Below are 26,849 nucleotides of genomic sequence, written 5' to 3' on the forward strand. Positions count from 1 at the left end.
TGAATGAAGATTTTTGACTGCAGATATGCAAAACAAAATCCAATTCAACACTTTAATTAAAATCTAAAATCACAAATCGTTAATCTAAAATCATAAATCATCATGTCAATATTAATATATGCCGAATCGGCCGAAGGAAAATTTAAAAAAGTAGCTTTTGAAATCGCATCTTATGCTAAAAAAGTAGCCGAATCATTAGGAACAACTGTAACTGCTTTGACCATTAATAACGATAACAATTCGGAATTAGCAAAATACGGAGTTGACAAAGTTTTAAAAGTAGCTAATAACAAACTGAATCAATTTAACGCAAAAGCTTACGCAGATGTTATCAAACAAGCTGCTCAACAGGAAAACACTAAACTGGTAATTCTATCATCAAGCACCGATAGTATTTATCTTTCTCCATTGGTAGCTGTAAACTTAGATGCAGGTTACGCTTCTAATGTAGTTGCATTACCGGTTAGTACCGCTCCTTTTCAAGTAAAAAGAAATGCATTTTCAAACAAAGCATTCAATATAACTGAAATCAATACTGATGTAAAAGTGATTGGTTTAGCAAAAAACTCATTCGGTATTTTTGAAAACGAATCCACATTAACCGAAGAAATTTTCAATCCGATAATTGGCGATAATGACTTTGGTATTAAAGTAGAATCTGTTGAAAAATCATCTGGAAAAGTTTCTATTGCAGATGCTGAAATTGTAGTATCAGGAGGACGCGGATTAAAGGGGCCTGAAAACTGGGGATTAATTGAAGATTTAGCTGCAGTTCTTGGTGCGGCGACTGCTTGTTCTAAACCTGTATCCGATTTAGGTTGGAGACCACACGCTGAACACGTAGGACAAACAGGAAAACCAGTTGCTACTAATTTATATATTGCGATTGGAATTTCTGGAGCGATTCAACATATTGCCGGAATCAATGCTTCTAAAGTAAAAGTAGTAATCAATACCGATGCCGAAGCGCCTTTCTTTAAGGTTGCAGATTACGGAATCGTGGGTGATGCTTTTGATGTTGTACCAAGATTAATTGAAAAATTAAAAACGTATAAGTCACAAAACAATTAAGCTTACAAGCTAAACAATAATATAATTCTGCCTAATAAAATAAGATAATCGTATCTTTGCTTATTGGCAGAATTTTTAATTAATATTGCAACCTAAAACTAAAAACCAAAACTACATTTTTCATTTCAACAATTATGAGCTTAGTAAAATTATCCATAAAAGGAATTTCATACAGCCAAACACAAAATGGGGCCTACGCTTTGATTTTGAATGAAGTAGACGGCGAGAGAAAACTACCTATAGTAATAGGTGCTTTTGAAGCTCAATCTATTGCAATTGCTTTAGAAAAAGAAATAAAACCGCCACGTCCACTAACTCATGATTTATTCAAAAATTTTGCTGAGCGATTTGATATCGTAGTTAAACAAGTAATCATACACAAATTAGTAGATGGTGTTTTTTACTCTAGTATTATTTGCGAAAGAGATAAAATCGAAGAAATAATCGATGCCAGAACTTCTGATGCAATTGCTTTAGCTTTACGATTCAATGCGCCAATTTTTACATATAAAAACATTTTAGATAAAGCAGGTATTTATTTAAAAACAAGCCCAACTGATTCAGACAAAGAAAACCAACCAATGGAAGATGTCATTTCTAATCCGGAATCTTTTTCGGCTGAAGCAGAAAGCGGCAGAACTTATATAAAATATAGCTTACAAGAATTAAATGACTTATTAATTCAAGCTGTTGAACAAGAAGATTACGAAAAAGCAGCAAAAATAAGAGACGAAATTTCAAAAAGAGAATCCTAATTTAAGTGCTATTTTTGAGTGCTATAGTATAACAATTTGCATAAATCAACATATCCCAATGAAGCAATATCTAGATTTAGTAAAACATGTAATGGAAAATGGTTGCCAAAAAGGCGATCGAACAGGAACGGGAACCAAAAGTGTTTTTGGTTACCAAATGCGTTTTGATTTAAGCGAAGGTTTCCCTATGGTAACTACTAAAAAACTTCATCTTAAATCAATCATTTACGAATTGCTTTGGTTTCTAAAAGGCGACACTAACATAGCCTACCTTAAAGAACACAATGTAAAAATTTGGGATGCTTGGGCAGATAAAAATGGAGATTTGGGTCCAGTATACGGACATCAATGGCGTAATTGGAACAGTGAAGAAATTGATCAAATTTCCGATCTAATACAAGAATTAAAAACCAATCCCAACAGCCGAAGAATGCTTGTTTCGGCTTGGAACCCATCAGTATTACCAGACACATCCAAATCATTCGAAGAAAATGTAGCTAACAACAAAGCCGCTTTGCCGCCTTGTCATGCTTTCTTCCAATTTTATGTAGCTAACGGAAAATTATCCTGCCAATTATACCAAAGAAGTGCCGACATTTTCTTAGGTGTTCCGTTTAATATTGCTTCTTACGCTTTGCTAACGATGATGATAGCACAAGTATGCGACTTAGAACCAGGAGAATTCATCCATACGTTCGGTGACGCACACATATACAACAATCACTTTGATCAAATCGAACTACAATTATCACGTAAGCCTAGGCCATTACCAAAAATGATTTTAAATCCTGAGATAAAAAACATTTTTGATTTTGACTATGACGACTTCACTCTCGTAGGCTATGAACCTCACGAGACCATTAAAGGCAACGTGGCAGTATAAACAAAAAAAAAGCGTTTTAGATTAAACCTCTAAAACGCTATTTTCAGCCCCTGCAAATTCATTCCACTTAAATGAGTCTGCTTCTGTTTCGTTTATATATTCTCCGTCAATCAGATATTTGAATTCATAAGTTGCATCTTTATCCAAATCAAAAACACCTTTAAAAGTACCGTTTTTCAATTTACTTAAAGCACCTTCTTCAGGATTCCAATTGTTAAAATCACCTACTACAGCAGCACTTGTAGCTTCCTTAGCCTCTATTGAAAACGTAACTTTACAAACTGGTTTTGACTTTACAAACTGTTTTTTAATCGACATAACTGTTTCATTTTTAGATTTCTGTAACAAAGTAAGTCATTTTATTTTGAAGTTTAAACACCTTGAATGAACTTTTAAGACAAAACATAATAAAGTGTTAAAAACAAATCAATTTTATAATTTATCTTTGGTATTTTTCCTAATTAACAAAAAAAGAAAGAATGAAATACAAATAATTTCCCACACAAATCAACATTTAGAAATTAAATTTTATCTTTATAAACAAAAAAACAGCTCCCTATGAAAACCGAACAACATGAATTATACGAGTACGCTAGAAAACGTATAAAACAGAAAAAAAGAGTTTATTTTCATTTTGTTTTATTGTTTTTAGCTAGCCTATTTTTATTTGTAGCCACAACCGTTTTTCACTTCAACGAAAACGCAAGTTGGCACATTTGGCTTATTACAGCTTGGTTGTTTTTATTTATTTTGCATTTCATAAAAGTATTTATCACTGATCGATTCATGGATAAAAACTGGGAAAGAGAACAAATTGACCGCTTAGTCGATTTACAAAAAAAGAAAATTGAAGAATTGAGCAACAACCTAAACGAAGAAAACCCTACTAATTAAAAACGAATGATTACAATGATCGCTGCTGCTGCCGAAAACAGGGCACTTGGAAAAGACAACCAGCTAGTTTGGCATTTACCAAACGATTTTAAACGATTTAAAAGCCTCACAACAGGACACTACATTATAATGGGTAGAAAAACATTTGAAAGTTTCCCTAAACCCCTACCAAATAGAACCCATGTTATTATTACAAGACAAAAGGGATATGAAGCAGAGGGCTGTATCGTTGTAAACAGTATCGAAAAAGCTATTGAAATTTGCCCTAAAAACGAAGAATCATTTATCATAGGAGGTGGCGAAATTTACAATTTAAGCCTACCATTTGCCGATAAAATTGAATTGACTGTTGTACACCACACTTTTGAAGCAGATGCTTTTTTTCCTGAAATAAATAAAAATGAATGGGAACTAACTAATAGCGAATTTCAAACTAAAGATGAAAAACATTTGTACGATTTCACATTTGAAACCTATATTAAAAAAGAAAAAACACCTCAGTAGAGGTGTTTTTTTACTTTGAATCACTTTAAAATTAATTTGAAACTATTCTAGTCTTGAAAAACAATTTGACATAACAACAATAAATTGACAAATAATAAACTCATACCCGAAATAAGAATAATATTATTTGCAATTTTTCGAGAAAAAATCTCGAAAACCCCTTTAATACCAAATACCACAAAGATACTAAAGGAGGTGAAAATTAAAATTTCCAAAAACAAATTTAATCCTAAGAACGTATTTTGCGTTTCAATAAAGTCTCTACCTCTTATTAAAGAAGAGCCGTCAAAATAAATAACAAGAACAAATGAAATTGCCAACGCAAAAAACAGCCATCCGAGTTGAATAAGTAATTCTCTATTAATCATGATAAGTAATTCAGGTTGTAAATTTCAATATAAAAAAATTGTCATACAATACCCACTTTTGGTGATTTTTCAAAAAATAAAAAAAACCAAACCAAAATTGAATTTCAAAATACCAGAACATTTTAAAAGGCATTATAGTATATTTGCTAAAATTTAAAAAATGGACAAAAATATCACCCCATATAAAGATTCTACCTTAGGCAAAAAAGAACAAGTCGCCAAAATGTTTGATACCATTTCTGGCAACTACGATAATTTAAATCGAGTTATCTCATTTGGAATTGATGTTAAATGGAGAAAAAAAGTACTCAAAATCATCAATAAAAATAAACCAGAAACTATTTTAGACATTGCAACTGGCACAGGAGACTTAGCTATTTTAATGGCACAAACCAATGCCAAAAAAATAACAGGATTAGACATTTCGGAAGGAATGTTAGACGTGGGAATAAAAAAATTGCGCAAAAAAATCTTTCTGAACGTATCGAAATGATTTTGGGAGATTCCGAAAGTATTCCTTTTGAAGACAATTACTTTGATGCCATTACTGTTGCTTTTGGTGTACGTAACTTTGAAAACTTAGAAAAAGGTTTAGCAGAAATATTAAGAGTTTTAAAGCCTAACGGAACTTTTGTTATTCTAGAAACCTCAGTTCCTGAAAAAACACCTTACAAACAAGGTTACAATTTTTACAGCAAAAACATTTTACCAATCATCGGGAAATTATTTTCTAAAGACAACGTTGCCTATGGATACCTATCCGAATCGGCGGCTGCTTTTCCTTATGGTGAAGCTTTAAACAATATTTTAAGAAAAACAGGGTTTATAGATGTAAAAGCAATGCCACAAACTTTTGGGGTTGCCACCATTTATGTTGCATCCAAAAAATAAACTTTCCCGGTCATGAAAAAGATAATTGCCTTTACTTTCTTATTAATATTCACTTTAGGACAGTCGCAAACTAAAGGAATGTTTAGTAAAGATCCTATTATCAATTTAGAAAATTTTCAAAAACAACGACTGTATTTTGGCTATTATTTAGGGTTTAGTTCTTTTGATTTTAAGTTCGATTACAAAACGGTAAGTCCAGACATCCAAGTAAAAAAAAGCACCGGTTTCAATGTAGGAGTTGTAGCTGATTTAAAACTTCAAGAACACGTAAACCTTCGTTTTGAACCCGGATTATATTACACTAAAAGAACCTTATATTTTCCAGATTTTGAAAGAGAAATTGACGCAGTACGCGACGTAAACAGTACTTATATTCATTTTCCTTTATTACTCAAATTTTCCTCTGTAAGAACTGGGAACATTCGTCCCTATATTGTAGGTGGATTGTCTACTACTCTAAATTTATCTTCCAACTCAAAATCCAAAGACGATAATCTCCAACAAAAATTCAGAGTAAAACCATGGAGTACGAATTACGAGTTGGGTTTTGGAATCGACATCTTCTCTGAATACTTTATCTTTTCCCCTTCTATTCGTGGCTGTTTCAGCCTTAAAGACGAACTTATCCGTGATAATGACCCTAATAGCCCTTGGACAGGAAATATCGAATCATTAAAAACAAGAGCCGTCTTTATTAATTTTACTTTCCATTAAAAAAAATTTAAGCCAGATTTCGCTTAAATTCACTCAAAATTATACCCGTTGCAGTGGCAACATTTAAACTTTCTGCCTTTTGTAATTTCCCAAAACGAGGAATAGTAATACGGTTTTTTATTAAAGCTTCAATTTCTTCTGAAATACCATTAGCTTCATTTCCCATAACAATAATTCCTTCTTGAGGAAGGGAAGATTTATATATATTTTCTCCCTCCATAAAAGTGCCGTAAACTTTTAAATTCGTTTGAGAAATGTATGCTTCTAAATCCACATAAGTTACATTTACCCTACTTATAGATCCCATTGTTGCCTGAACTACTTTTGGATTGTAAATATCAACCGACTCCTTAGAACAAATTACTTGTTCTACTCCGTACCAATCACATAGACGTAATATAGTCCCTAAGTTACCTGGGTCTCTCACATCATCCAACGCAATTATTAAACCGGATTCGATAATTGTTTTTTCTTCTGGAATTTTAAACAATGCCAAACAGCTATTAGGTGTAGCTAAAGCACTGATTTTTTTCAAATCGGTTTCGTGTATTAAGGATTTTTTTTTACCTAAAACGTCCTCAAAATCATACTGGGTAGTATACAAATGTTCTAATTCGAAATTAGAATTCAAAAGTTCTTGAATCACTTTTACACCTTCTGCAAAAAACATTTGATTGATAATCCTATACTTTTTTTGCTGTAAACTAGTTATTAGTTTTATTTGGTTTTTACTAACCATAAAAATATGTACTTTTGAATTAAATATTTTAGACGTCTTGAAAAAAATTTCAGCAAAAATATCATTATTTATTCTAATAGGAATAATTATAGCTGCTTGTAACGCAGAAAAAAGAGTTCCAAAAGGAAAACAACTTCTTGCAAGTACTCAAATTGCAGTAAATGGCAAGAAAACCAACAACGAAGATATTCACGAACAATTATACCAAAAACCTAACAGCACCTTATTAGGCTTTCGCTTACGATTAAATCTCTATAATTTAGCTAATCTAAATCCTGACTCGACATACCAAGCAAAATTCACTAACAATCCTGGTAAATACGAAAGAAAATCCAAATGGCTATCAGCCAAACAAGTGGATCGCCTTGGCAAATCCTTTTGGTATCACGGTATTCATGATTTTTTAAAAAAAACGGGGGAACCACCTGTCATTATTGATTCTACAAAAACAAAGAAATCGGTAGCGAGACTTAAATATTATTATTTCAATAATGGTTATTTTGATGTGGTAGTCAATTCTAAACACGATACCATAAAACCTAAAAGAGGAAAAATTGAATACGAAATCACAACTAACAACGCCTATTTGTTGGATACAATAACGGCTACTATTAGTTCGCCACAACTAGATTCCTTATACAAAACAGCAAAAGAAAATCCATTAATTAAACCTGGGAACCAATTTAAAACGATCGATTTTTCGGATGAAAAAAACCGTCTTTCTAACTATTTCAGAAATCACGGAGCTTATTATTTTCAACCAACCTCTATTGTATACGACATAGATACTATTGGCAAAAAAAACAAAGCCAATGTGAATATTAAAATAGGAAATAACAGTTACCAAGACAAAGATTCGACCAAAACGGAACCTTATAAACTTTATAAAATAAGTGATGTTGCCATTTACACCGACTTTAAACCCAACACAAATAAGCAAAACATAACCGATAGTATTAGCTACGAGAATTTCAAATTATACGGAATTGAAAAAATTAAATACCGCCCTAAAGCAATTACAGATGCCATTTTTATAAACAAAGGAAATCTATTTGCCGATTACAGAACCGTACTTACATCAAGATACTTGAGCAATTTAAAAATTTTTAATGCTCCAAGTATCCAATACGAAATTGTCAAAAAAGACACATTAAACAATTCTTTAATAGCAAAAATATATCTTACTCCTAGAAAGAAATACAGCTTTCAAGCTTCTTCTGATTTTACCCATTCGAACATACAAGATTTTGGTATCTCATTTACCCCAGCATTAACCATTAGAAATATTTTTAATGGTGCTGAAACTTTAGAAATATCGGCCAGAGCCAATGTAGGTTCCTCAAAAGACTTAGCCAACCCCAATAACCAATTCTTCAATGTTTCTGAATATGGTGTGGATATGAAATTAAATTTTCCTAGAATATTTTTCCCTTTTTCTACCGAAAAAATCATCCCTAAAAGCATGATTCCTTCCACACAAATAGGAATTGGTTATACTTCGCAAAAAAATATTGGACTTGATAAAGAAAATTTCACTGGAATTTTTACGTATAACTGGAATCCAAAACAAAACAACACCTCTAGATTTGATTTGTTCAATATCCAATATGTTCGTAATCTGAATCCATTAAATTACTTTAACGTATATAGTTCTTCGTACAATGCCTTAAATGAAATTGCAAAAACCTACAATATCAATCCAAATTATGTAGATGCTAACAACAATTTAATTATTGACAAAGGTACAATTGGATTCACAAACGATGCCTTGACTCTGAATACTAATTTAACTCCCCAAGACCCCGCTTACAAAGAAGTTTTAAGTATTACTGAAAGAAGAGAACGACTAAGCGAAGATAATTTTATATTGGCTTCAAGTTTTACATTTTCAAAAACGACCAAAAAAGATCTAAAAGACAACAATTTTTATCAGTTTAAGGCCAAAATAGAATCGGCAGGTTCTTTACTTTCCTTGATTTCAAAAACAATTGGATTAAATAAAAACAATGCTGGAAATTATAAAATTTTCAACTTAGAATATTCAGAATATGGAAAAGCCGAATTTGATTACATCAAACATTGGGATTTATCCAGACAAAATGTGTTTGCCTTTCGAAGCTTTTTTGGAATTGCTGTCCCTTTTGGAAATTCAGATTACATTCCCTTCTCAAGAAGTTATTTTGCAGGAGGATCAAATGACAACAGAGCTTGGCAACCCTATAGTTTAGGACCTGGAAAAACAGAATCCTTATTGGATTTCAATGAAGCAAACATGAAAATTGCGCTTAGTGCTGAATATCGATTTAAAATTCTTGGAGACTTAAAAGGAGCTTTATTTGCCGATGCAGGAAACATCTGGAATGTATTTGATAATGTAACTGACGAAAAAGCAACTTTTAACAATTTGTCCAGTTTAAAAGATCTGGCATTAGGCTCTGGATTTGGACTTAGATACGATTTAAATTTCTTTGTTGTCCGATTTGATTTTGGATTTAAAACCTTCAATCCTGCGGATGAATCTGGAAAAAAATGGTTTAGAGATTATAATTTCGCACATTCAGTTTTAAATTTTGGAATAAATTATCCTTTCTAATGCTAATTAATTCTTATTTTTGCGAACTTAAACAAAAAATCTAAAATCTAACACAAAAACAAAAACAAAATGGCACACAACATAAAAGCAGGTGTAGCAACTGGTGATCAGGTTCAAGAAATCTTTAATTATGCAAAAGAAAAAGGTTTTGCACTTCCAGCTGTAAATGTTACAGGATCAAATACAATTAATGGTGTACTTGAAACAGCTGCAAAATTAAATGCACCAGTTATTATCCAATTTTCAAATGGTGGAGCTCAATTTAATGCAGGTAAAGGACTTTCTAATGCAGGTGAAAAAGCAGCTATTGCAGGTGCAATTGCAGGTGCAAAAAGTATCCATACCTTAGCAGAAGCATACGGAGCTACTGTAATTTTACATACTGACCACTGTGCAAAAAAATTATTACCTTGGATCGATGGTTTATTAGATGCATCTGAAGAGCACTTTGCTGCTACAGGAAAATCTTTATTCAGTTCTCACATGATTGACTTATCAGAAGAGCCAATCGAAGAAAATATCGAAATTTGCAAAACATACCTAGAAAGAATGAGCAAAATTGGTATGACATTAGAAATCGAACTAGGAATCACTGGAGGTGAGGAAGATGGTGTAGACAACTCTGATGTTGACAGCTCAAAATTATACACACAACCAGAAGAAGTAGCTTATGCTTACGAAGAACTTTCTAAGGTAAGTCCTAGATTTACAATCGCTGCAGCTTTTGGAAACGTACACGGTGTTTACAAACCAGGAAACGTAAAATTAACTCCAAAAATCTTAAAAAACTCTCAAGATTACGTTCAACAAAAATTCAATACTGGACACAATCCTGTTGATTTCGTATTCCACGGAGGTTCTGGTTCTACATTAGAAGAAATCAGAGAAGGAATTAGCTACGGAGTAGTTAAAATGAACATTGACACTGATTTACAATTTGCTTTCACTGAAGGAATTCGTGATTTCATGGTAAACAATATTGATTATTTAAAAACACAAATTGGTAACCCAACTGGTCCTGATGCTCCAAACAAAAAGTATTATGACCCAAGAAAATGGATACGTGAAGGTGAAGTAACATTCAATACAAGACTTGAGCAAGCTTTTGCTGACTTGAACAACGTTAACACGTTATAATTAACAATTAACAATTAACAATTGATAATTGTAGAAGTTATCAATTGTTAATTATCAATTATCAATTGAAATATGGCTTGGTTTAAAAGACAAGAAAAAGGAATCACAACTCCTACCGAACAAAAAATGGATGTTCCAAAGGGACTTTGGTACAAATCTCCTACTGGAAAAATTATTGATGCAGAAGAACTGGAACGCAATCTATTTGTAAGTCCAGAAGATGGTTTCCACGTGAGAATAGGTAGTGCTACTTATTTCGAAATCTTATTCGACAACAATGAATTTACTGAATTAGATCCTAACATCACTTCAAAAGATCCTTTGAACTTTGTAGATACAAAGAAATATGCTGATCGTTTGAAAGATGTTATGGAAAAAACAAAGCTTAAAGACGCTGTTCGTACCGCGGTTGGAAAATCAAAAGGAAAAGACTTAGTAGTTTGCGCTATGGATTTTGCTTTTATTGGCGGTTCTATGGGAGCTGTTGTAGGAGAAAAAATTGCCAGAGGAATTGATTACGCGATCAAACACAAATTACCATTTGTAATGATCTCTAAGTCTGGTGGTGCACGTATGATGGAAGCGGCTTATTCTTTAATGCAATTAGCTAAAACATCGGTAAAACTAGCCCAACTTTCTGAAGCTAAATTACCGTACATCTCTTTATGCACTGACCCAACTACTGGAGGAACAACTGCATCTTACGCTATGTTAGGAGACATCAACATTGCTGAGCCGGGCGCCTTAATTGGGTTTGCTGGACCACGTGTTGTTAAAGACACAACTGGTAAAGATTTACCAGAAGGTTTCCAAACTGCCGAATTCCTTTTAGAGCACGGTTTCTTAGATTTTATCACAGCCAGAAAAGAATTAAAAGACAAAATCAACTTGTTTATTGATTTGATTCAAAACAACGAAATTCGATAATTTTAGAATTTCTATAAATACAAAATCCCATTTGCTAAAATAATTGCAAATGGGATTTTTTTATATCTTTATCTTAAATCATTTGAATACGAAAAGAATAGTTATAGGAATTTTTATTTGTTTACTTTTTGCAAATTGCAATAAAAAGACAGAAAATATCACACCAAAAAGAGATTCTTATATTATTTCTTTTGAAGATAAAAAACTCCAAAATTACTATGATTCAATAGACAAAAAAAGCAAAATAAAACCACCACCTCCACCCCACAAAGGATTTTACGCAGAACATCAACTTATCATTGATAAAAACAACAATCTATTTTTCTATCAAAACAAATATTTTATAAACTTTTGCAGCTTTGGACAAGAATACGACACACTTCCACATTTTAAGGATTTACACCCTAAGGATTTCATCAAAATTCCTCAAAAAAGTTTAAATGATTTTTTAACTGAAAACATTTTGTCTAAAGAAAAAAACAGACAAATTTTAATCATTGCATCTCAAAAATACACCATAAAAAATAGTGCGTTCTTGAAATTTTTAAAAAACAACAAAACACCTACTTCCCTTATCAGAAGAACTACTCAAGAAGAAGACACTGTTCTTTATTATAAAAATAATGAGAAATATTACTTTTAAATGAAATTAAATGGGACACCTTAAGAATTAAACTTCCACATAAAACTAATTAAACTTATTTGAGATTCCTCCTCCGTCGGAAAGACAACTTTGTGGAAAATTCTAAATTCTGAAATCTACATTCTAGAATCTATTTTATGTGATAGCTTAGTTTCTCAGAATAACACTGCGAACTGTACCTGAAAACTAAAAACTGATACTGCTCACTAAAACTAACATTACAACACTTAACTTCTAACCTCTAACTTCTAACTTCAAATTACATCCCAGTTCTAATAGCCTCAACAGGATCCAATCGCGAAGCAGAAATCGCAGGCAAAATCCCAGAAATCAGACCGATAATCCCCGCTAATCCGGTTCCTAGAAGAATGTTATCTAAGCCAAGTACAAATTCGAAATCTAAGGCTTTGGTTAAACCAACAGCGATTCCCCAGACTAATAACAAGCCAATTAAACCACCAATCACTGATAAAATAATAGCTTCGAATAGAAACTGAAACAAAATAAATCGGTTTTTAGCCCCTAATGATTTTTGGATTCCTATTAAGTGCGTGCGTTCTTTAACTGAAACAAACATGATATTTGCAATCCCGAAACCACCTACTAACAGCGAAAATCCACTAATCACCCAACCTCCTATTTTCATACTTCCTATAATTCCATCAATAAAATCAGTAAAACCAGAAAAAACATTAATGAAAAAATCATCAATTTCACCTGCTTTTATTCCGCGATAAGCTCTTAATTTTTGCGAAATTTCGGCCTTATAAGCTTCCATATCTACTCCATCAACCGGTTTAAAAATAATTACATTGGTCAAAGATGTATTGTTATCACCAAAACTTTGTCGCACAAAATTAACAGGAATAAAAACGGCCGTATCATTACTCTGCCCAAAAATACTAGCCCCTATTTTCTTCAAAACCCCAATAACTTTAAAACGTTGTCCATACAAGCGCACTTCTTTACCTATTGGGTCCAAATCGTCAAATAAATTAGTCGCTATATCCTTTCCTAACACAATGACTTTAGCTCCTGAACTAGATTCAGACTCATTATAAAAACGTCCTCTTTCAAATTCCAAGCCCTGAATATCTATAAATTCATGCGAAACTGGTACAATATTTACATCACTTACTATTTTAGAATCGTATTTAATATTTTCTGATTTGGTAAAAATTTGATAGCCTAACTCTGCCGTATTCGTCATAGCCCCTTTCATATAAATATACTCATCGTATTTTACATTAGGAAATTGCTCGCGCTTCCAACTGGGAATATCAGATGGTCCAAAAGAAAATTTCATCAAATAAATGGTGTTTTTATCCAAGCCACTCAAATCGCTCGTGATTTTCTTATCCAGAGAATCGACAGCTGCTAATACTGCTATAATGGAAAAGATACCAATTGTAACTCCAAGTAAGGAAAGCAAGGTGCGTAATTTGTTATTTCGCAGTGCATTGATAGCAAAAGCAAAACTCTCTTTCAATAATCGAAGATATAGCAACATAAAAAATCCGTTTATAATATGGTAAAATTCTGTAAATAATATTCAAAAACCTAATATAAAATTCTTTTAACACAATAAAAAACAGCGATTTCAACATGAAATAAAAAAAATGAGGCAATTGAAAATTATCTTATTTTTTGATAGCAAATTTTAACATTAAAAAACTATTTTTGCACTTTATAATTAAATCTATTCATGAGCACATCTAAAACAATTCAATCTGCATTAATTTCGGTTTTTTCGAAAGAAGGTCTTGAGCCTATTGTTAAATTATTACACAGCCAAAATGTTACACTTTATTCAACTGGAGGAACTGAGGAATTTATCAAAAATCTAGGCATACCTGTTGTTGCTGTTGAAGATATTACTGCTTTTCCTGAAATTTTAGGAGGTCGTGTTAAAACACTACATCCAAAAATCTTTGGAGGAATATTAAATCGTCAAGACAACGAAAGTGATGTTGCACAAATGAAACAACATGATATTCCACAGATTGACTTAGTTATTGTAGATTTATATCCATTTGAAAAAACAGTAGCTTCTGGAGCTAGTGAACAAGATATTATTGAAAAAATTGACATTGGAGGAATTTCATTGATTCGTGCTGCTGCAAAAAATTTCAAAGACACTGTAATTGTTCCATCGATGAACGAATATGCTTTGTTCTTAGATATGATTACAAAACAAAACGGAGCAACAACTCTTGAAGATAGAAAATTATTAGCTACTAAAGCTTTCCACGTATCATCACACTATGACGGAGCTATCTTTGGTTACTTCAACACAGATGAAACAATCTACAAAGCAAGCATCGACAATGGTCAAGTATTACGTTACGGAGAAAACCCACATCAAAAAGGATTTTTCTTCGGTGATTTTGATGCCATGTTCAAAAAATTACACGGAAAAGAATTATCATACAACAACTTATTAGATGTAGATGCTGCAGTGAATTTGATTGGAGAATTCAAAAACGACGGACCTACATTTGCTATCTTGAAGCACAACAACGCTTGTGGATTAGCTTCAAGAAACACTATTTGCGAAGCGTATTTAGCTGCTTTAGCTTGTGATCCAACATCTGCTTTTGGTGGAGTACTAATTTCAAATACCACAATTGATGTTGCTACTGCTAAAGAAATCAACCAATTATTCTGCGAGGTTGTAATTGCTCCAGCTTATGAGGATGAAGCTGTGACTATTTTACAAGAAAAGAAAAACAGAATTATTTTAGTTCAAAACGATGTTGAATTACCACAAAGACAAGTTCGTACTTGTTTAAACGGACTTTTAATTCAAGATAGAAACAACATCACTGACAATAAAAACGATTTAACTACCGTTACCATTACAAGTCCAACTGAACAAGAAATCGAAGATTTGATTTTTGCATCTAAAATTTGTAAAAACACAAAATCTAACACAATTGTTTTTGCTAAAAATGGAACTTTAATATCTTCTGGAACAGGTCAAACATCAAGAGTAGATGCTTTACAACAAGCAGTTGAAAAAGCAAAACACTTTGGATTTGATTTAACAGGAGCTTCAATGGCAAGCGATGCTTTCTTCCCTTTCCCTGATTGTGTTGCTCTTGCAAAAGTAGCTGGAATTACAGCAGTAATCCAACCGGGAGGTTCTATTAAAGACCAATTAAGTATTGACTATTGTAACGAAAATAATTTGGCAATGGTATTTACAGGAACACGTCATTTCAAACATTAATTTGTTTAACTTTGTACGCTCCTAATTTTTAACTTTTAAACCCCTAAAAATCGTATGGGATTTTTTGATTTCATGACCGAGGATATTGCAATTGACCTTGGTACCGCTAATACGCTAATCATACATAATGATAAAGTAGTCATTGACAGCCCGTCAATCGTTGCTAGAGATAGAATTTCTGGTAAAATTATAGCTGTTGGTAAAGAAGCCAATTTGATGCAAGGTAAAACGCATGAAAACATAAAAACCATTAGACCACTTAAAGATGGTGTAATTGCAGATTTTGATGCCTCTGAAAAAATGATTAGTATGTTTATCAAAAGCATACCAGCATTAAAAAAGAAAATGTTTACTCCAGCTTTACGAATGGTGGTTTGTATTCCATCTGGAATTACTGAAGTAGAGATGAGAGCTGTAAAAGAATCTTGTGAACGCGTAAACGGAAAAGAAGTTTATTTGATTCACGAACCAATGGCAGCAGCAATCGGTATTGGAATTGACATCATGCAACCAAAAGGAAACATGATTGTTGATATCGGAGGAGGTACTACTGAAATTGCTGTAATTGCATTAGGCGGAATTGTTTGCGATAAATCCGTAAAAATTGCTGGAGACGTTTTTACAAATGATATCGTTTATTACATGCGTACACAACACAACTTATTTGTGGGTGAAAGTACTGCTGAAAAAATAAAAATTCAAATTGGAGCAGCTATCGAAGATTTAGAAACTCCTCCAGAAGATATGTCTGTACAAGGTAGAGACTTATTAACGGGTAAACCTAAACAAGTAGATGTTTCCTATAGAGAAATCGCTAAAGCCTTAGACAAATCAATTCAACGAATTGAAGACGCTGTAATGGAAACCTTGTCTCAAACCCCACCAGAATTAGCTGCCGACATCTACAATACAGGTATTTACCTAGCAGGTGGAGGTTCTATGCTTAGAGGTTTAGACAAGCGTATTTCACAAAAAACAGATTTACCTGTTTATATCGCAGAAGATCCATTAAGAGCCGTTGTTAGAGGTACTGGAATGGCACTTAAAAATATTGGTAAATTTAAAAGCATCTTAATTAAATAAATCCATTTCTTAGAAAAGGAAATTGTATTAAGTTTATCTTTTATACTCAGCAAATCTGAAACTAATAACCAACTAAGAGAATGCAGCAAATATTTAATTTTATATTCAAAAACAGTAACAAGTTACTGTTTTTGCTGTTATTAAGCCTTTCGCTTTTGCTCACCATACAGTCTCATTCTTATCACAAAAGCAGAGTTATCAGCTCTGCCAATTTTTTAACAGGTGGTGTTTACGAAGAAATCAACAACATAACCGAATATCTAAACCTAAAGTCTGAAAATGAAGCTCTAGCACTTGAAAACGCCAGACTTAAAAGCATCATTTTCAACACTAAGGACACCACTAAAGTACCAATTCCTCAAAACCTAAAAGGAACAGCACCAGATGACATCATTGTTTCTAAAGTAATCCACAACTCCTATAACCGACACGAAAACTTCCTAACACTTAATTCAGGTGCCAAAGATGGTGTAAAAACAGATATGGGTGTGATTAATAGTTTAGGGATTGTTGGTATTATTGACAAGACATCTCCTAAATATTCAACTGTAATTAGTATCTTAAATACCAAATCACAAATCAATGCTAAAATAAAGAAATCCAATCATTTTGGCTCTTTAGTATGGAACGGAAAAAACACGGGCTTTGTGCAACTTATCGATGTTCCTCGATTAGCTAATGTTAGAAAAGGTGATACCATTGTCACAGGTGGCCAATCTGTTATTTTCCCTGAAAATATCAATATTGGAACCGTTGACAAAGTATACAAAGAAGAAGAAACCAATTATTATGTTTTAAATATTAAGCTATTTAATGACATGACTAATTTAGGACATGTATACATCATTAAGAGTAAAGATAGAGATGAAGTTAATAATTTAGAAAAAGAAACCTTAAAAGATGAATAGCACTTTGTTACTCAATATACTACGGTTTATTTTATTATTAACTGTACAAATTGTCATATTTAACAACATGACATTTTTAGGCTTTATATTGCCATTACCCTATATGCTATTCCTTATTTTATATCCTGTAAACTCAAACAGAGCTGGTTTACTAGTAAGTAGCTTTCTTTTAGGCTTAATGATGGATTTATTTTCAAACTCGGGTGGTATTCATGCAACAGCCTGTGTAGTTTTAGCTTATTATCGCCCTTATATTTTTAAATTTGCCTTTGGTGTTAGTTACGAATACCAAACGATAAAATTAAATGAATCTTTAACTCCTGAAAGGTTTACCTTTATATTACTAGCTGTGGTATTGCATCATTTTACCCTATTTATCTTAGAAGCCTTTCAAGTAAGTTTCATTTTAGACATTTTACTCAGAACATTATTGAGTACCGTATTTACAATTATTAGCTGCATTATAATAATTTACCTTATTAAGCCAAACAAACGATGAGAAAACTACTGCTGCCTTCTATAATTATTGTTGCAGCATCTTTGCTCCTAATTCGGATTTTTTATTTGCAAATTATCAACGATACTTTCAAATTAAAATCAGAGAATAATGCTATCAAAATAAAATATGAATATCCAGAAAGAGGCTATATATACGATAGAAATGGCAAACTTTTAGTTGCCAATCAAGCTTCTTATGATATCATGGTCATTCCAAGAGAAATTAAAAATATAGACACCTTGGAACTTTGTCAATTATTAGACATCACCAAAGAAGATTTTTTAAAAAAGATAGAAAAAGCTAAAGTTTACAGCCCTAGATTACCATCAGTATTTTTGCCTCAATTAAACAAAACCGAATACGCTGCCTTTCAGGAAAAAATCAGAAAATTTAATGGTTTTTATGTTCAAAAGCGTTCACTTCGTGACTACGAAGTTGATTTTGGGGCTAATATATTTGGTTCTATAGTAGAGGTAAATGAAAAAATCATCAAGGAAAATCCTTATTACAAAAGTGGTGATTTAATTGGCAAACAAGGAGTTGAAGAATATTACGAAGAAATTTTACGCGGTGTAAAAGGGGTAAAATATTTCCTCAAAGACAAATACAATAGAGAAATTGGTTCTTATAAAGACGGAAAATACGATACCATTGCTGTACAAGGTGAAGATATCAACCTAACCATTGATGCCGATATCCAGCGTTACGGAGAACAATTAATGATAAACAAAAGAGGTGGGATTGTTGCAATTGAACCTAAAACAGGAGAAATTTTAGCATTGGTAACAGCTCCTTCCTATGATCCATCAATTTTAGTGGGAAGACAGCGTTCTAAAAACTATACACTTTTGTATCGTGATTCGATTGCAAAACCATTATACGATAGAGGATTACTTGCCGAATACCCTCCAGGGTCACCATTTAAAATCTTGACAGGTTTAGTGGCACTACAAGAAGGGGTAGTCAACGAACAATTCACTGTATTTTGCCACCATGGATTTAGCTATGCTAGAGGCCGTTTTATGCGATGCCACTGTCATGGAGGTGCGCTACAATTGCATCGTGGTATTTATGAATCGTGCAATGCTTATTTTGGAACTGCATACATGAGAACCATTAACAAATATGTAAAACCATCTTACGCCGTAGATGTCTGGAGTAATCACGTAAAAAGTTTTGGACTAGGAGATTATATGGGTTATGACTTACCTACAGGAAGAAGAGGAAGTATCCCTACATCTAAAACATACAAACGCATATATCCTAATGGTGGATGGCGAAGTACTGCGATTGTATCTAATGCTATTGGTCAGGGCGAAGTTTTAACAACACCTATCCAATTAGCCAATATGATGGCGACAATTGCAAACAGAGGCTATTACTACACTCCTCATATCATTAAGAAAATTAAAGGCGAAAAAATAGACCCTAAATTCAAAGTCAAACACGAAACGACAATTGACAAAAAACATTTTAATCCAATTATAAGCGGATTATTTGATGTATATAATTTAGGAACTGCTAGAGGACTTAGAGTAGATGGCATTGATATTTGCGGAAAAACAGGTACCGCAGAAAACTTTGCAAAGATTGATGGTAAAAGAGTACAGCTTGAGGACCATTCCATATTTGTTGCATTTGCTCCAAAAGATAATCCAAAAATTGCAATTGCTGTCATGGTAGAAAACGGAGGATTTGGTGCTACAATTGCAGGACCAATTGCCAGCTTAATGATTGAAAAATATTTAAGAAAGAAAATCACACGCACCGATTTAGAAAAAAGAGTACTTGAAAAGAGTTTAAGAAGTGAATATGCAAAATTAGGCGGAGTCAAAGAAGCTAGTGCTATAGAGACTACACCAAAAGATTCATCGGGTATAAAAACGAAAGAGATCAAAACAAATTTGGTAATAGATACTACCAAGAAAAAAATTAACTAAGCGATTCATTCACAAATGAAAAATCAAAGTGTAAAGAAAAATATTGATTGGATATGTGTTATTATTTATAGCACCTTAGTGATTTTAGGGTGGCTAAATATCTATTCATCTTCATTATCCTCCATTGAAGATACCTACATAAAGCAATTGATTTTCATTACTTTTACTATACCTTTAATTTTTATAATTCTAGCTGTTGATGGTAAATTTTACGAAAAATATGCTAGTGTAATCTACATAATTGGATTACTCTCTCTTGCCGGATTATTTGTTTTTGGTAAAACCATTAAAGGACAAACAAACTGGTATTCATTTGGTTCGTTTGGTCTTCAACCTTCCGAGTTTGTAAAAACGGCTACGGCTTTAGCAATTGCTAAATACATGAGTGATAGCCAAATCAATCTAAAAGACACCAATAGACAATTCCAAGTCCTTTCTATTTTAGGGTTACCAATACTTTTAATTGTTCCTCACGACCCTGGGAGTGCCTTAATTTATAGTATCTTCTTAGTTGTTTTATACCGTGAAGGATTACCTGCTTGGTACATTTGGACTGGATTTGTAGCTATACTTTTATTCGTTTTCACCTTGATTTTTGAAACACAATATGTCATTTTAATAGCACTTATTACTATTGTTATTGTGTATTTCAAATCCAGATTAGCCGATAGAAATATCGTTGCCAGTAGCATCATATTTGTTCTTATTTCAGGCTTTGTATTATCCGTTGATTATGTTTTTAACAATGTATTTAAACAACATCATAGAGACCGTTTTAATATTCTATTAGGCAAAACAGTCGATTTGAAAGGGATTGGATACAACACTAACCAATCGGAAATTGCAATAGGTTCCGGCGGTTGGTTTGGAAAAGGATTTTTGGAAGGCACACAAACCAAAGGAGGTTTCGTACCAGAGCAACACACCGATTATATTTTTACAACGGTTGGCGAAGAATGGGGATTCATAGGCTCATTAGTTGTTATTGCCTTATTTGTAACCCTATTATTAAGAATTATATTCCTAGCTGAAAGACAAAAAACTAAATTCAGTCGAGTATATGGTTATTGTACCGCTGGTATTTTATTCATTCATTTCTTTGTAAATATCGCTATGGTCATTGGAATTTTCCCGACCATTGGAGTACCTCTACCTTTCTTTTCATACGGAGGATCCGGTTTATGGGGTTTTACCATTTTACTTTTTATCTTCCTTAAAATGGATGCTAATAAGGTGAATGAGTGGTAAAGAAATCGCTCTTCAAAGTTACTTTCTTAGCCACGAATCAATAGCAACAATCTTTTCTAATCTGTTTTCTATCTGATCATCCAATTTAGGAAAGAAATCAATTCCTGTTAAAGATTCAATTTCATCAACAGAAACAACATAATCGAAAATAGACCTAGTACTTTTTTCATTAGGCACTAAAAAAGCAATTAATTTATAATTTCCATTGCTATGATTTAAAGCAATTTTGTAGAAATAATTAGGCACAACAACTTTTTCCGTACCAATTGTTCTTTTATTTCCTTTTAGTACTCCACCAGTGACGATAAAAAGTCCGTCGAATTTAACCGCCCAAAACCTCATTTTTTGCTCTATTCGATTCCAGATACCGGAATTAAATTCAGGCTGCTGAGGACTAATATTTGAGGTATAAAAAGTATCATTATAAGCATCTAAATCAAACTCCATATCGGCAGCAGGGCACAAATGTCCTTTGTCATAACCAGACTTTTTATAATTGCGCCAGTCAGCCGATTGCGTTTTTACTTTTGGGTCTTGAATAAAAAAAGGGCGCTTAAAATCACTTCTTTTAATATAATCCTTCTTTAGTTCATAGGCTACCCATTCGGCTTGTTCGGCTTTTTCATTATAAGACAAAGTAAAATAGTGGTGATACACTATTTGGGATTGAGTGGCTTTAGGCAAGTAGTCAATATCAGAATTAGTAGGTAAATGAGATTGGGTTTTAAAATCAACTTCAATTTTATTTGATTTACCAAAAAGTTCAATTTGTAAAACTTCGTTTTGTTTACAAGCTAAAAGCAACATTACAAAAGCTCCTAAAATAATTCCAAATTTTGTATTCATTTATATAACAGTAAAAGAAAAACGCTCTGAAATTAATGTTTTTCAGAGCGTTCTTTATATCATTTCAAATCGATTAGGATTTAGCTAATTTTTCTTTTTTTAATTTATTAGCAGGGATAACATTTTTCTTCAAGTTAACTCTGGTTTGTAAGTCATCTAAAACATTTAAAGCTTCTTCTATATAAATATCTTTAGACAAACTTTCGTGCCAACGCTCTCTTTTTTCTTTTAAGATATTGTCTTTACTCATTTGTTCTAATTCATGAGGCAAAGATGTAAATTTTAAATTGTTTTTGTAATCAAAAATTGGTTTAAATTTTTTAGCTTTTTCTTCGATAGCAGCTTGTGCTTTTCTAAACTTATCAATGTTTAAGCTATACTCGTTTTCGTCACTACGAGCATCAATCCATTTTGCGTTTTCATCAATTAATTTGAATTGAGGATTTGCTGCAATACGCTCTTTACTATTTAAAACAGCCTTATTAAAATTTTCATTGCTTTTCCAAACACTATATTCAGCAGGATCAATTTTATCCCATGGCATTGCGTTTTCAACATCACGCTCTCCCATTTTTAAATACGAATAACGATCAGGCATAACAACATCACTGCTTACCCCTTCTAATTGTGTTGAACCTCCGTTAATTCTATAAAATTTTTGAGTAGTGGTTTTAAGCGCACCTAAGTCACCTAATTCATTACTACGAACAAATTGATTTAAATCGATCACGTTTTGAACTGTACCTTTACCATAAGTTTGTTTACTACCTATGATCACACCACGTTTATAATCTTGAATAGCAGCAGCTAATATCTCAGAAGCCGAAGCAGAGAAACTATTAACCATGATTACTAATGGCCCATCCCATTCGATTTTTTTATCTTTATCGTATAGAACTTCTTTCTTTCTACCTGCCGATTTGATTTGAACAATAGGACCTTGTTCAATAAATAAACCTGCAATATCCACTACGGTAGACAAAGAACCTCCTCCATCATCACGAACATCTAATACAATTCCGTCAACCTTAGCTTGTTTTAGTCTGGCAACTTCAATAGCGATATCTTTACCTGCATCTCTTCCATCTTTATTTTCAAAATTGATATAAAATTTAGGCAAGTAAATCACTCCATATTTAAGTCCGTTTTTATCAACAATACTTGACTTTGCATAGGTTTCTTCAATTTCAACCACATCTCTAATGATAGAAATTACTTTTATAGTTCCATCCACTTTTTTGATAGTTAAGCGAACTTCAGTTCCTTTTGGTCCTTTAATTTTCTTAACCACATCGTCTAAGCGCATACCCACAACATCAACAGGCTGATCATCACCTTGCGCTACTTTGATAATTAAATCCCCAGCTTCTAATTCTTTTCCTCTCCAAGCTGGTCCTCCTGAAATTAATTCAGAAATCTCAGTATAGTCATTTTTCTTTTGTAATCGAGCTCCAATTCCTTCCAATGTCCCACTCATACTTACATCAAAACGCTCTTTTTCCTCAGGAGCAAAATAATTCGTATGTGGATCAAAACGAGCAGTGATTGAATTTATATAAACCGAAAACCAATCATTTCGATCTAAATCTTTCATAAATCCAAAATACTCATCCAAAGATTTAGAAGTAGAAGTACGTGTTTCTTTTTCTAATTCTTCGAAAGATTTAACTTCAATAACGGCTTTAGAATCGTCTTTTTTTGTTGTTTCTGATACAGCATCTTCATCCGAAGTAGATGTAGGATTACTAAGCATATCCGTTTCTTCTTTAGAAAGCTTTCCTTTATTTTCTTGCAATTTCAATCGGTCTGTCAATGAAGAAAGAGTCGTTAATTTTAATTGCTTTCTCCAACGCTCTTTTAATTCAGCATTTGTTTTTGCATAAGGAGCTTTTTCATAATCCGTATTAAAACTTTCATCGATAGTATAATCAAAAGGATTTTTCAAAATCTCTTTATATACATCTTGACTTTCTTTCATTCTTTGCATTAAACGGTCGTATGTCAATGAAAAAAAACTTAAATCTTTATTCATCAACTGATCATCCAACTCTAATTCATATTTTGCAAATTCATCAATATCCGATTGTAGAAAGAAACGTTTCGAAGGATCTAACGCCTGAATGTAATCTTTATACACTCCTTTTGAAAAATTATCATCAATAGTAGCTGGGCTGTAATGTCCTTTTTCAATAACGAATGTCAACAATTCCAATAGCAATTTATCTTTATCCGTTTCATCACCTGAAACTGATTTCATTTTAAATGCAAACAATGTTACCGATAGAAAAACTATGGCAAGTAGTATTTTATAATTTCTCTTCATAAGACTAATAATAGTATTCATTCATTTTTTAAACTAAGTTAAAGGAAATTCTAAGCCAACAATGATAAGGCTTCTATAATTTTTTGTTAAAGATATAAAATTGTTCTTTTCTTAATCCTAATAATCTTCGAACTCAATAAAATTTATTTACTTTGTTTGAAAATAAGACACTTCCCAAACAATTCATCAAAAAATGAGCCAAAATAACCCCCTAATATTAATTACTAATGACGATGGAGTGACTGCTCCAGGTATTCAAGCTTTAATTGCTGTCATGTCTGAAATTGGAGAAATTGTAGTGGTTGCACCAGATAAACCGCAAAGCGGAATGGGACATGCCATTACTACCAATGAAACCTTATATTTAAATAAAATTTCAACCGAAAAAGATACTATAGCCATTTACAGCTGCTCTGGTACACCTGCCGATTGTGTTAAAATTGCCACTAACGAAGTCGTAAATAGAAAACCTGATTTATGTGTTTCAGGAATTAATCATGGCTCAAATTCTTCTATCAACGTAATTTACTCTGGAACAATGAGTGCCGCAATCGAAGCTGGTATTGAAGGGATTCCTGCAATAGGCTTTTCGCTATTAGACTTTGATTGGAATGCAAATTTTGAAGAAATAAAGCCTTTTATTCGCAAAATCACTTTAGAAGTTCTAGCTAATAAATTACCAAAAGATGTGGTTTTGAATGTAAATTTCCCAAAACTAAAACAGGAGGAAATCAAAGGCATAAAAATTTGCCGACAAGCCAAAGCTTATTGGAAAGAAAATTTCCATAAAAGACAAACCCCTCAAGGTCGTGATTATTATTGGCTTTCTGGTGAATTCATAAACCAAGACCATGGCGAAGACACCGATGAATGGGCTTTAAAAAACGGTTATATTTCAATCGTACCCGTTCAGTTTGACCTCACAGCTTATCATGCTACCCAACAACTCAACACTTGGAATTGGAAACAATAAACCATTAAAAGAGCATCTTACTTGATTCCTGAAAATGGAATAAGTAATTTTGAATACTTATAAAATTAAAAACTAACAATGAAATACTACATCATAGCAGGAGAAGCTTCGGGCGATTTACATGGTTCAAACCTAATGAAAGCGCTTTTAAAACAAGACAACAAAACTGAAATCCGCTTTTGGGGAGGTGATTTAATGCAGGCTGTGGGTGGAACATTAGTTAAACACTATCGCGATTTAGCTTTCATGGGATTTGTAGAAGTAGTATTTAATTTGAAAACCATATTAAATAACATTAAAATCTGTAAAGAAGACATCTCTCAATTCCAGCCCGATGTAATTATTTTTATTGATTATCCCGGTTTTAATATGCGAATTGCCCAATGGGCTAAAGAATTAGGAATTAAAACCCACTATTATATTTCTCCTCAAATTTGGGCATGGAAAGAAAGCCGAATTAAAGCCATCAAAAGAGATATTGATAAGATGTATGTGATTTTGCCTTTTGAGAAAAACTTCTACGAAGACAAACACCACTATCCTGTAGAATTTGTAGGTCATCCACTAATTGATGCTATCCAAAATCAAAAACCAATTGATGCTGCCACTTTTAGAACAGAAAATCAATTGAGTGAAAAACCAATTATTGCTTTACTTCCTGGCAGTAGAAAACAAGAAATCACTAAAATGCTTTCAATCATGCTAAGTGTTGTTGATGATTTCCCTGAATACCAATTTGTAATTGCTGGTGCCCCTAGTCAGGAATACGAGTTTTACAAAACCTTCATAACCAAAAAGAACATCAAATTCATTTCGAATAAAACCTATGATTTGTTGAAAACTGCACATGCAGCCTTGGTTACATCTGGAACAGCTACCTTAGAAACAGCACTTTTTAAGGTTCCAGAAGTTGTTTGTTATAAAGGAAGTTGGATTTCCTACCAAATCGCAAAACGTATTATCACCCTGAAATACATTTCATTAGTAAATTTAATAATGGACCAAGAAGTAGTAACTGAATTAATCCAAGATAATTGTAATACTAAAAACATCAAAAAGGAGTTAACTAAAATACTAAACCCTGAGTACCGAAAAAATCTTTTAACCCAATACGATACCTTGGAACAAAAATTAGGAGGAACAGGGGCTAGTGAAAAAACAGCTCAATTAATAATTTCTGATTTAAATGTTTAAAAAACTAGTAACCCCACTACTACTATTACTACTATTACCAGTGGTTTTCACCTCTTGTAAATCTACTTCGGCAAGCACATCTAAAAGCAACAATCGATTAGCCGAGCAAATTATCGAATCGGCATCCGATCATTTAGGTGCACCCTACAGAAGCTCTGGAACTACAAAATCTGGATTTGATTGTTCCGGTTTAGTGTATTCTACCTTTAGCCGCTTCGACATCAAACTCCCTAGAAGCTCATCAGAACAAGCCAGAGTGGGAATCGATTTAGGAAGAGACTTTTCTAAAGCTCAAAAAGGCGATCTAATATTTTTCAAGACCAACAATCGAAACCAAATTAATCATGTAGGCATTGTAATTGAAGTAAAAGACGACGAAATACAATTCATCCATTCTTCAACATCAAAAGGAGTGATAATCTCCTCGACCAAAGAAGCTTACTACAAAAAAAGCTTTGTAAAAATCAATAGAATTTTATTATAA

At 32.8% G+C, this 26,849-nt stretch carries 24 protein-coding genes and 1 pseudogene; 20 read left to right on the forward strand and 5 right to left on the reverse strand.

Annotated elements, in window-relative coordinates; genetic code table 11:
- Nucleotides 1-102: 102 nt before the first annotated feature.
- The 3 genes from P5P90_RS07585 to P5P90_RS07595 all read left to right on the forward strand — a co-directional run bounded on the left by P5P90_RS07585 (nucleotide 103) and on the right by P5P90_RS07595 (nucleotide 2,709).
- Nucleotides 103-1,071: an electron transfer flavoprotein subunit alpha/FixB family protein gene (locus P5P90_RS07585; protein ID WP_278034143.1), complete on the forward strand. Its 969-nt coding sequence runs from the start codon at nucleotides 103-105 to the stop codon at nucleotides 1,069-1,071.
- 134 nt (nucleotides 1,072-1,205) lie between these two features.
- Entirely contained in the window at nucleotides 1,206-1,826 is a 621-nt protein-coding gene (locus tag P5P90_RS07590; protein WP_278034144.1) for a bifunctional nuclease family protein, read from the forward strand.
- Between the two features lie 58 nt (nucleotides 1,827-1,884).
- Nucleotides 1,885-2,709 carry a thymidylate synthase gene (locus tag P5P90_RS07595; protein WP_278034145.1) on the forward strand — a complete coding sequence of 275 codons (825 nt, stop codon included), beginning with the start codon at nucleotides 1,885-1,887 and terminating at the stop codon, nucleotides 2,707-2,709.
- Between the two features lie 21 nt (nucleotides 2,710-2,730).
- Here the strand turns inward: P5P90_RS07595 and P5P90_RS07600 are convergent, their stop codons facing one another.
- On the reverse strand, nucleotides 2,731-3,027 hold the full coding sequence (locus tag P5P90_RS07600) for an isoamylase early set domain-containing protein (protein WP_278034146.1): 297 nt from the start codon (nucleotides 3,025-3,027) through the stop codon (nucleotides 2,731-2,733).
- A gap of 240 nt (nucleotides 3,028-3,267) precedes the next feature.
- Here P5P90_RS07600 and P5P90_RS07605 point away from each other — a divergent pair, with 240 nt between their 5' ends.
- From P5P90_RS07605 to porT, 4 genes and pseudogenes are all read left to right on the forward strand, one after another.
- Nucleotides 3,268-3,603, forward strand: a complete 336-nt coding sequence (locus P5P90_RS07605) for a 2TM domain-containing protein (RefSeq protein WP_278034147.1) — start codon at nucleotides 3,268-3,270, stop codon at nucleotides 3,601-3,603.
- Nucleotides 3,604-3,609: 6 nt separating this feature from the next.
- Complete coding sequence (locus P5P90_RS07610) at nucleotides 3,610-4,107, forward strand: dihydrofolate reductase (protein ID WP_278034148.1); 498 nt, start codon at nucleotides 3,610-3,612, stop codon at nucleotides 4,105-4,107.
- Between the two features lie 528 nt (nucleotides 4,108-4,635).
- Nucleotides 4,636-5,366 (forward strand): annotated as a pseudogene (ubiE, locus tag P5P90_RS07615) (bifunctional demethylmenaquinone methyltransferase/2-methoxy-6-polyprenyl-1,4-benzoquinol methylase UbiE).
- A 12-nt stretch (nucleotides 5,367-5,378) separates the two neighbouring features.
- A complete protein-coding gene (gene porT, locus P5P90_RS07620; protein WP_278034149.1) occupies nucleotides 5,379-6,080 on the forward strand; it encodes a type IX secretion/gliding motility protein PorT/SprT in 702 nt (233 codons plus the stop codon).
- A 7-nt stretch (nucleotides 6,081-6,087) separates the two neighbouring features.
- On the opposite strand, the gene P5P90_RS07625 is transcribed toward porT, so the two are convergent.
- Complete coding sequence (locus P5P90_RS07625) at nucleotides 6,088-6,819, reverse strand: RNA methyltransferase (protein WP_278034150.1); 732 nt, start codon at nucleotides 6,817-6,819, stop codon at nucleotides 6,088-6,090.
- 37 nt (nucleotides 6,820-6,856) lie between these two features.
- Here P5P90_RS07625 and tamL point away from each other — a divergent pair, with 37 nt between their 5' ends.
- From tamL to P5P90_RS07645, 4 genes are all read left to right on the forward strand, one after another.
- Nucleotides 6,857-9,412, forward strand: a complete 2,556-nt coding sequence (gene tamL / locus P5P90_RS07630; RefSeq protein ID WP_278034151.1) for a translocation and assembly module lipoprotein TamL — start codon at nucleotides 6,857-6,859, stop codon at nucleotides 9,410-9,412.
- A 69-nt stretch (nucleotides 9,413-9,481) separates the two neighbouring features.
- Nucleotides 9,482-10,549, forward strand: coding sequence for a class II fructose-bisphosphate aldolase (gene fbaA / locus P5P90_RS07635; protein WP_278034152.1), 1,068 nt, complete (start codon nucleotides 9,482-9,484; stop codon nucleotides 10,547-10,549).
- Between the two features lie 72 nt (nucleotides 10,550-10,621).
- On the forward strand, nucleotides 10,622-11,476 hold the full coding sequence (gene accD / locus P5P90_RS07640) for an acetyl-CoA carboxylase, carboxyltransferase subunit beta (protein WP_278034153.1): 855 nt from the start codon (nucleotides 10,622-10,624) through the stop codon (nucleotides 11,474-11,476).
- 49 nt (nucleotides 11,477-11,525) lie between these two features.
- The gene (locus tag P5P90_RS07645) at nucleotides 11,526-12,119 is read left to right on the forward strand and encodes a hypothetical protein (protein ID WP_278034154.1); all 594 of its coding nucleotides are present in this window, start codon (nucleotides 11,526-11,528) and stop codon (nucleotides 12,117-12,119) included.
- A 259-nt stretch (nucleotides 12,120-12,378) separates the two neighbouring features.
- Here the strand turns inward: P5P90_RS07645 and P5P90_RS07650 are convergent, their stop codons facing one another.
- Nucleotides 12,379-13,629, reverse strand: coding sequence for an ABC transporter permease (locus P5P90_RS07650; protein ID WP_278034155.1), 1,251 nt, complete (start codon nucleotides 13,627-13,629; stop codon nucleotides 12,379-12,381).
- A 195-nt stretch (nucleotides 13,630-13,824) separates the two neighbouring features.
- On the opposite strand from P5P90_RS07650, the gene purH reads away from it, so the two are divergent.
- The 6 genes from purH to rodA all read left to right on the forward strand — a co-directional run bounded on the left by purH (nucleotide 13,825) and on the right by rodA (nucleotide 21,029).
- Nucleotides 13,825-15,351, forward strand: coding sequence for a bifunctional phosphoribosylaminoimidazolecarboxamide formyltransferase/IMP cyclohydrolase (gene purH, locus P5P90_RS07655; protein WP_278034156.1), 1,527 nt, complete (start codon nucleotides 13,825-13,827; stop codon nucleotides 15,349-15,351).
- Between the two features lie 54 nt (nucleotides 15,352-15,405).
- Entirely contained in the window at nucleotides 15,406-16,434 is a 1,029-nt protein-coding gene (locus tag P5P90_RS07660; protein ID WP_066328646.1) for a rod shape-determining protein, read from the forward strand.
- 80 nt (nucleotides 16,435-16,514) lie between these two features.
- Nucleotides 16,515-17,342 (forward strand): rod shape-determining protein MreC, encoded by an 828-nt coding sequence (mreC, locus tag P5P90_RS07665; RefSeq protein WP_278034157.1) that lies wholly within the window; start codon nucleotides 16,515-16,517, stop codon nucleotides 17,340-17,342.
- Complete coding sequence (locus P5P90_RS07670) at nucleotides 17,335-17,841, forward strand: rod shape-determining protein MreD (protein ID WP_278034158.1); 507 nt, start codon at nucleotides 17,335-17,337, stop codon at nucleotides 17,839-17,841. The genes mreC and P5P90_RS07670 overlap by 8 nt, the downstream gene beginning before the upstream one ends.
- Nucleotides 17,838-19,781 (forward strand): penicillin-binding protein 2, encoded by a 1,944-nt coding sequence (gene mrdA, locus P5P90_RS07675; protein WP_278034159.1) that lies wholly within the window; start codon nucleotides 17,838-17,840, stop codon nucleotides 19,779-19,781. The genes P5P90_RS07670 and mrdA overlap by 4 nt, the downstream gene beginning before the upstream one ends.
- Before the next feature lie 15 nt (nucleotides 19,782-19,796).
- Nucleotides 19,797-21,029, forward strand: a complete 1,233-nt coding sequence (rodA, locus tag P5P90_RS07680) for a rod shape-determining protein RodA (protein ID WP_278034160.1) — start codon at nucleotides 19,797-19,799, stop codon at nucleotides 21,027-21,029.
- 18 nt (nucleotides 21,030-21,047) lie between these two features.
- On the opposite strand, the gene P5P90_RS07685 is transcribed toward rodA, so the two are convergent.
- Both P5P90_RS07685 and P5P90_RS07690 read right to left on the reverse strand, forming a co-directional pair.
- On the reverse strand, nucleotides 21,048-21,875 hold the full coding sequence (locus P5P90_RS07685) for a DNA/RNA non-specific endonuclease (RefSeq protein WP_278034161.1): 828 nt from the start codon (nucleotides 21,873-21,875) through the stop codon (nucleotides 21,048-21,050).
- A 73-nt stretch (nucleotides 21,876-21,948) separates the two neighbouring features.
- Nucleotides 21,949-24,219, reverse strand: a complete 2,271-nt coding sequence (locus P5P90_RS07690) for a carboxy terminal-processing peptidase (RefSeq protein WP_278034162.1) — start codon at nucleotides 24,217-24,219, stop codon at nucleotides 21,949-21,951.
- Nucleotides 24,220-24,391: 172 nt separating this feature from the next.
- Here P5P90_RS07690 and surE point away from each other — a divergent pair, with 172 nt between their 5' ends.
- The 3 genes from surE to P5P90_RS07705 all read left to right on the forward strand — a co-directional run bounded on the left by surE (nucleotide 24,392) and on the right by P5P90_RS07705 (nucleotide 26,849).
- Nucleotides 24,392-25,171 (forward strand): 5'/3'-nucleotidase SurE, encoded by a 780-nt coding sequence (gene surE, locus P5P90_RS07695; RefSeq protein WP_278034163.1) that lies wholly within the window; start codon nucleotides 24,392-24,394, stop codon nucleotides 25,169-25,171.
- A 78-nt stretch (nucleotides 25,172-25,249) separates the two neighbouring features.
- On the forward strand, nucleotides 25,250-26,365 hold the full coding sequence (gene lpxB, locus P5P90_RS07700) for a lipid-A-disaccharide synthase (RefSeq protein ID WP_278034164.1): 1,116 nt from the start codon (nucleotides 25,250-25,252) through the stop codon (nucleotides 26,363-26,365).
- Entirely contained in the window at nucleotides 26,358-26,849 is a 492-nt protein-coding gene (locus P5P90_RS07705; protein ID WP_278034165.1) for a C40 family peptidase, read from the forward strand. Before lpxB ends, P5P90_RS07705 begins: the two co-directional genes overlap by 8 nt.

Origin of the sequence: Flavobacterium nitratireducens, from assembly GCF_029625335.1 — a bacterium.
GTDB classification, from domain to species: domain Bacteria; phylum Bacteroidota; class Bacteroidia; order Flavobacteriales; family Flavobacteriaceae; genus Flavobacterium; species Flavobacterium nitratireducens.

Bases quoted from the DNA above. Each gene is read 5' to 3' on its own strand.
- P5P90_RS07585 (WP_278034143.1), top strand. From the start codon at position 103: ATGTCAATATTAATATATGCCGAATCGGCCGAAGGAAAATTTAAAAAA.
- P5P90_RS07590 (WP_278034144.1), top strand. From the start codon at position 1,206: ATGAGCTTAGTAAAATTATCCATAAAAGGAATTTCATACAGCCAAACA.
- P5P90_RS07595 (WP_278034145.1), top strand. From the start codon at position 1,885: ATGAAGCAATATCTAGATTTAGTAAAACATGTAATGGAAAATGGTTGC.
- P5P90_RS07600 (WP_278034146.1), bottom strand. From the start codon at position 3,027: ATGTCGATTAAAAAACAGTTTGTAAAGTCAAAACCAGTTTGTAAAGTT.
- P5P90_RS07605 (WP_278034147.1), top strand. From the start codon at position 3,268: ATGAAAACCGAACAACATGAATTATACGAGTACGCTAGAAAACGTATA.
- P5P90_RS07610 (WP_278034148.1), top strand. From the start codon at position 3,610: ATGATTACAATGATCGCTGCTGCTGCCGAAAACAGGGCACTTGGAAAA.
- porT (WP_278034149.1), top strand. From the start codon at position 5,379: ATGAAAAAGATAATTGCCTTTACTTTCTTATTAATATTCACTTTAGGA.
- P5P90_RS07625 (WP_278034150.1), bottom strand. From the start codon at position 6,819: ATGGTTAGTAAAAACCAAATAAAACTAATAACTAGTTTACAGCAAAAA.
- fbaA (WP_278034152.1), top strand. From the start codon at position 9,482: ATGGCACACAACATAAAAGCAGGTGTAGCAACTGGTGATCAGGTTCAA.
- accD (WP_278034153.1), top strand. From the start codon at position 10,622: ATGGCTTGGTTTAAAAGACAAGAAAAAGGAATCACAACTCCTACCGAA.
- P5P90_RS07645 (WP_278034154.1), top strand. From the start codon at position 11,526: ATGGGATTTTTTTATATCTTTATCTTAAATCATTTGAATACGAAAAGA.
- P5P90_RS07650 (WP_278034155.1), bottom strand. From the start codon at position 13,629: ATGTTGCTATATCTTCGATTATTGAAAGAGAGTTTTGCTTTTGCTATC.
- purH (WP_278034156.1), top strand. From the start codon at position 13,825: ATGAGCACATCTAAAACAATTCAATCTGCATTAATTTCGGTTTTTTCG.
- P5P90_RS07660 (WP_066328646.1), top strand. From the start codon at position 15,406: ATGGGATTTTTTGATTTCATGACCGAGGATATTGCAATTGACCTTGGT.
- mreC (WP_278034157.1), top strand. From the start codon at position 16,515: ATGCAGCAAATATTTAATTTTATATTCAAAAACAGTAACAAGTTACTG.
- P5P90_RS07670 (WP_278034158.1), top strand. From the start codon at position 17,335: ATGAATAGCACTTTGTTACTCAATATACTACGGTTTATTTTATTATTA.
- mrdA (WP_278034159.1), top strand. From the start codon at position 17,838: ATGAGAAAACTACTGCTGCCTTCTATAATTATTGTTGCAGCATCTTTG.
- rodA (WP_278034160.1), top strand. From the start codon at position 19,797: ATGAAAAATCAAAGTGTAAAGAAAAATATTGATTGGATATGTGTTATT.
- P5P90_RS07685 (WP_278034161.1), bottom strand. From the start codon at position 21,875: ATGAATACAAAATTTGGAATTATTTTAGGAGCTTTTGTAATGTTGCTT.
- P5P90_RS07690 (WP_278034162.1), bottom strand. From the start codon at position 24,219: ATGAATACTATTATTAGTCTTATGAAGAGAAATTATAAAATACTACTT.
- surE (WP_278034163.1), top strand. From the start codon at position 24,392: ATGAGCCAAAATAACCCCCTAATATTAATTACTAATGACGATGGAGTG.
- lpxB (WP_278034164.1), top strand. From the start codon at position 25,250: ATGAAATACTACATCATAGCAGGAGAAGCTTCGGGCGATTTACATGGT.
- P5P90_RS07705 (WP_278034165.1), top strand. From the start codon at position 26,358: ATGTTTAAAAAACTAGTAACCCCACTACTACTATTACTACTATTACCA.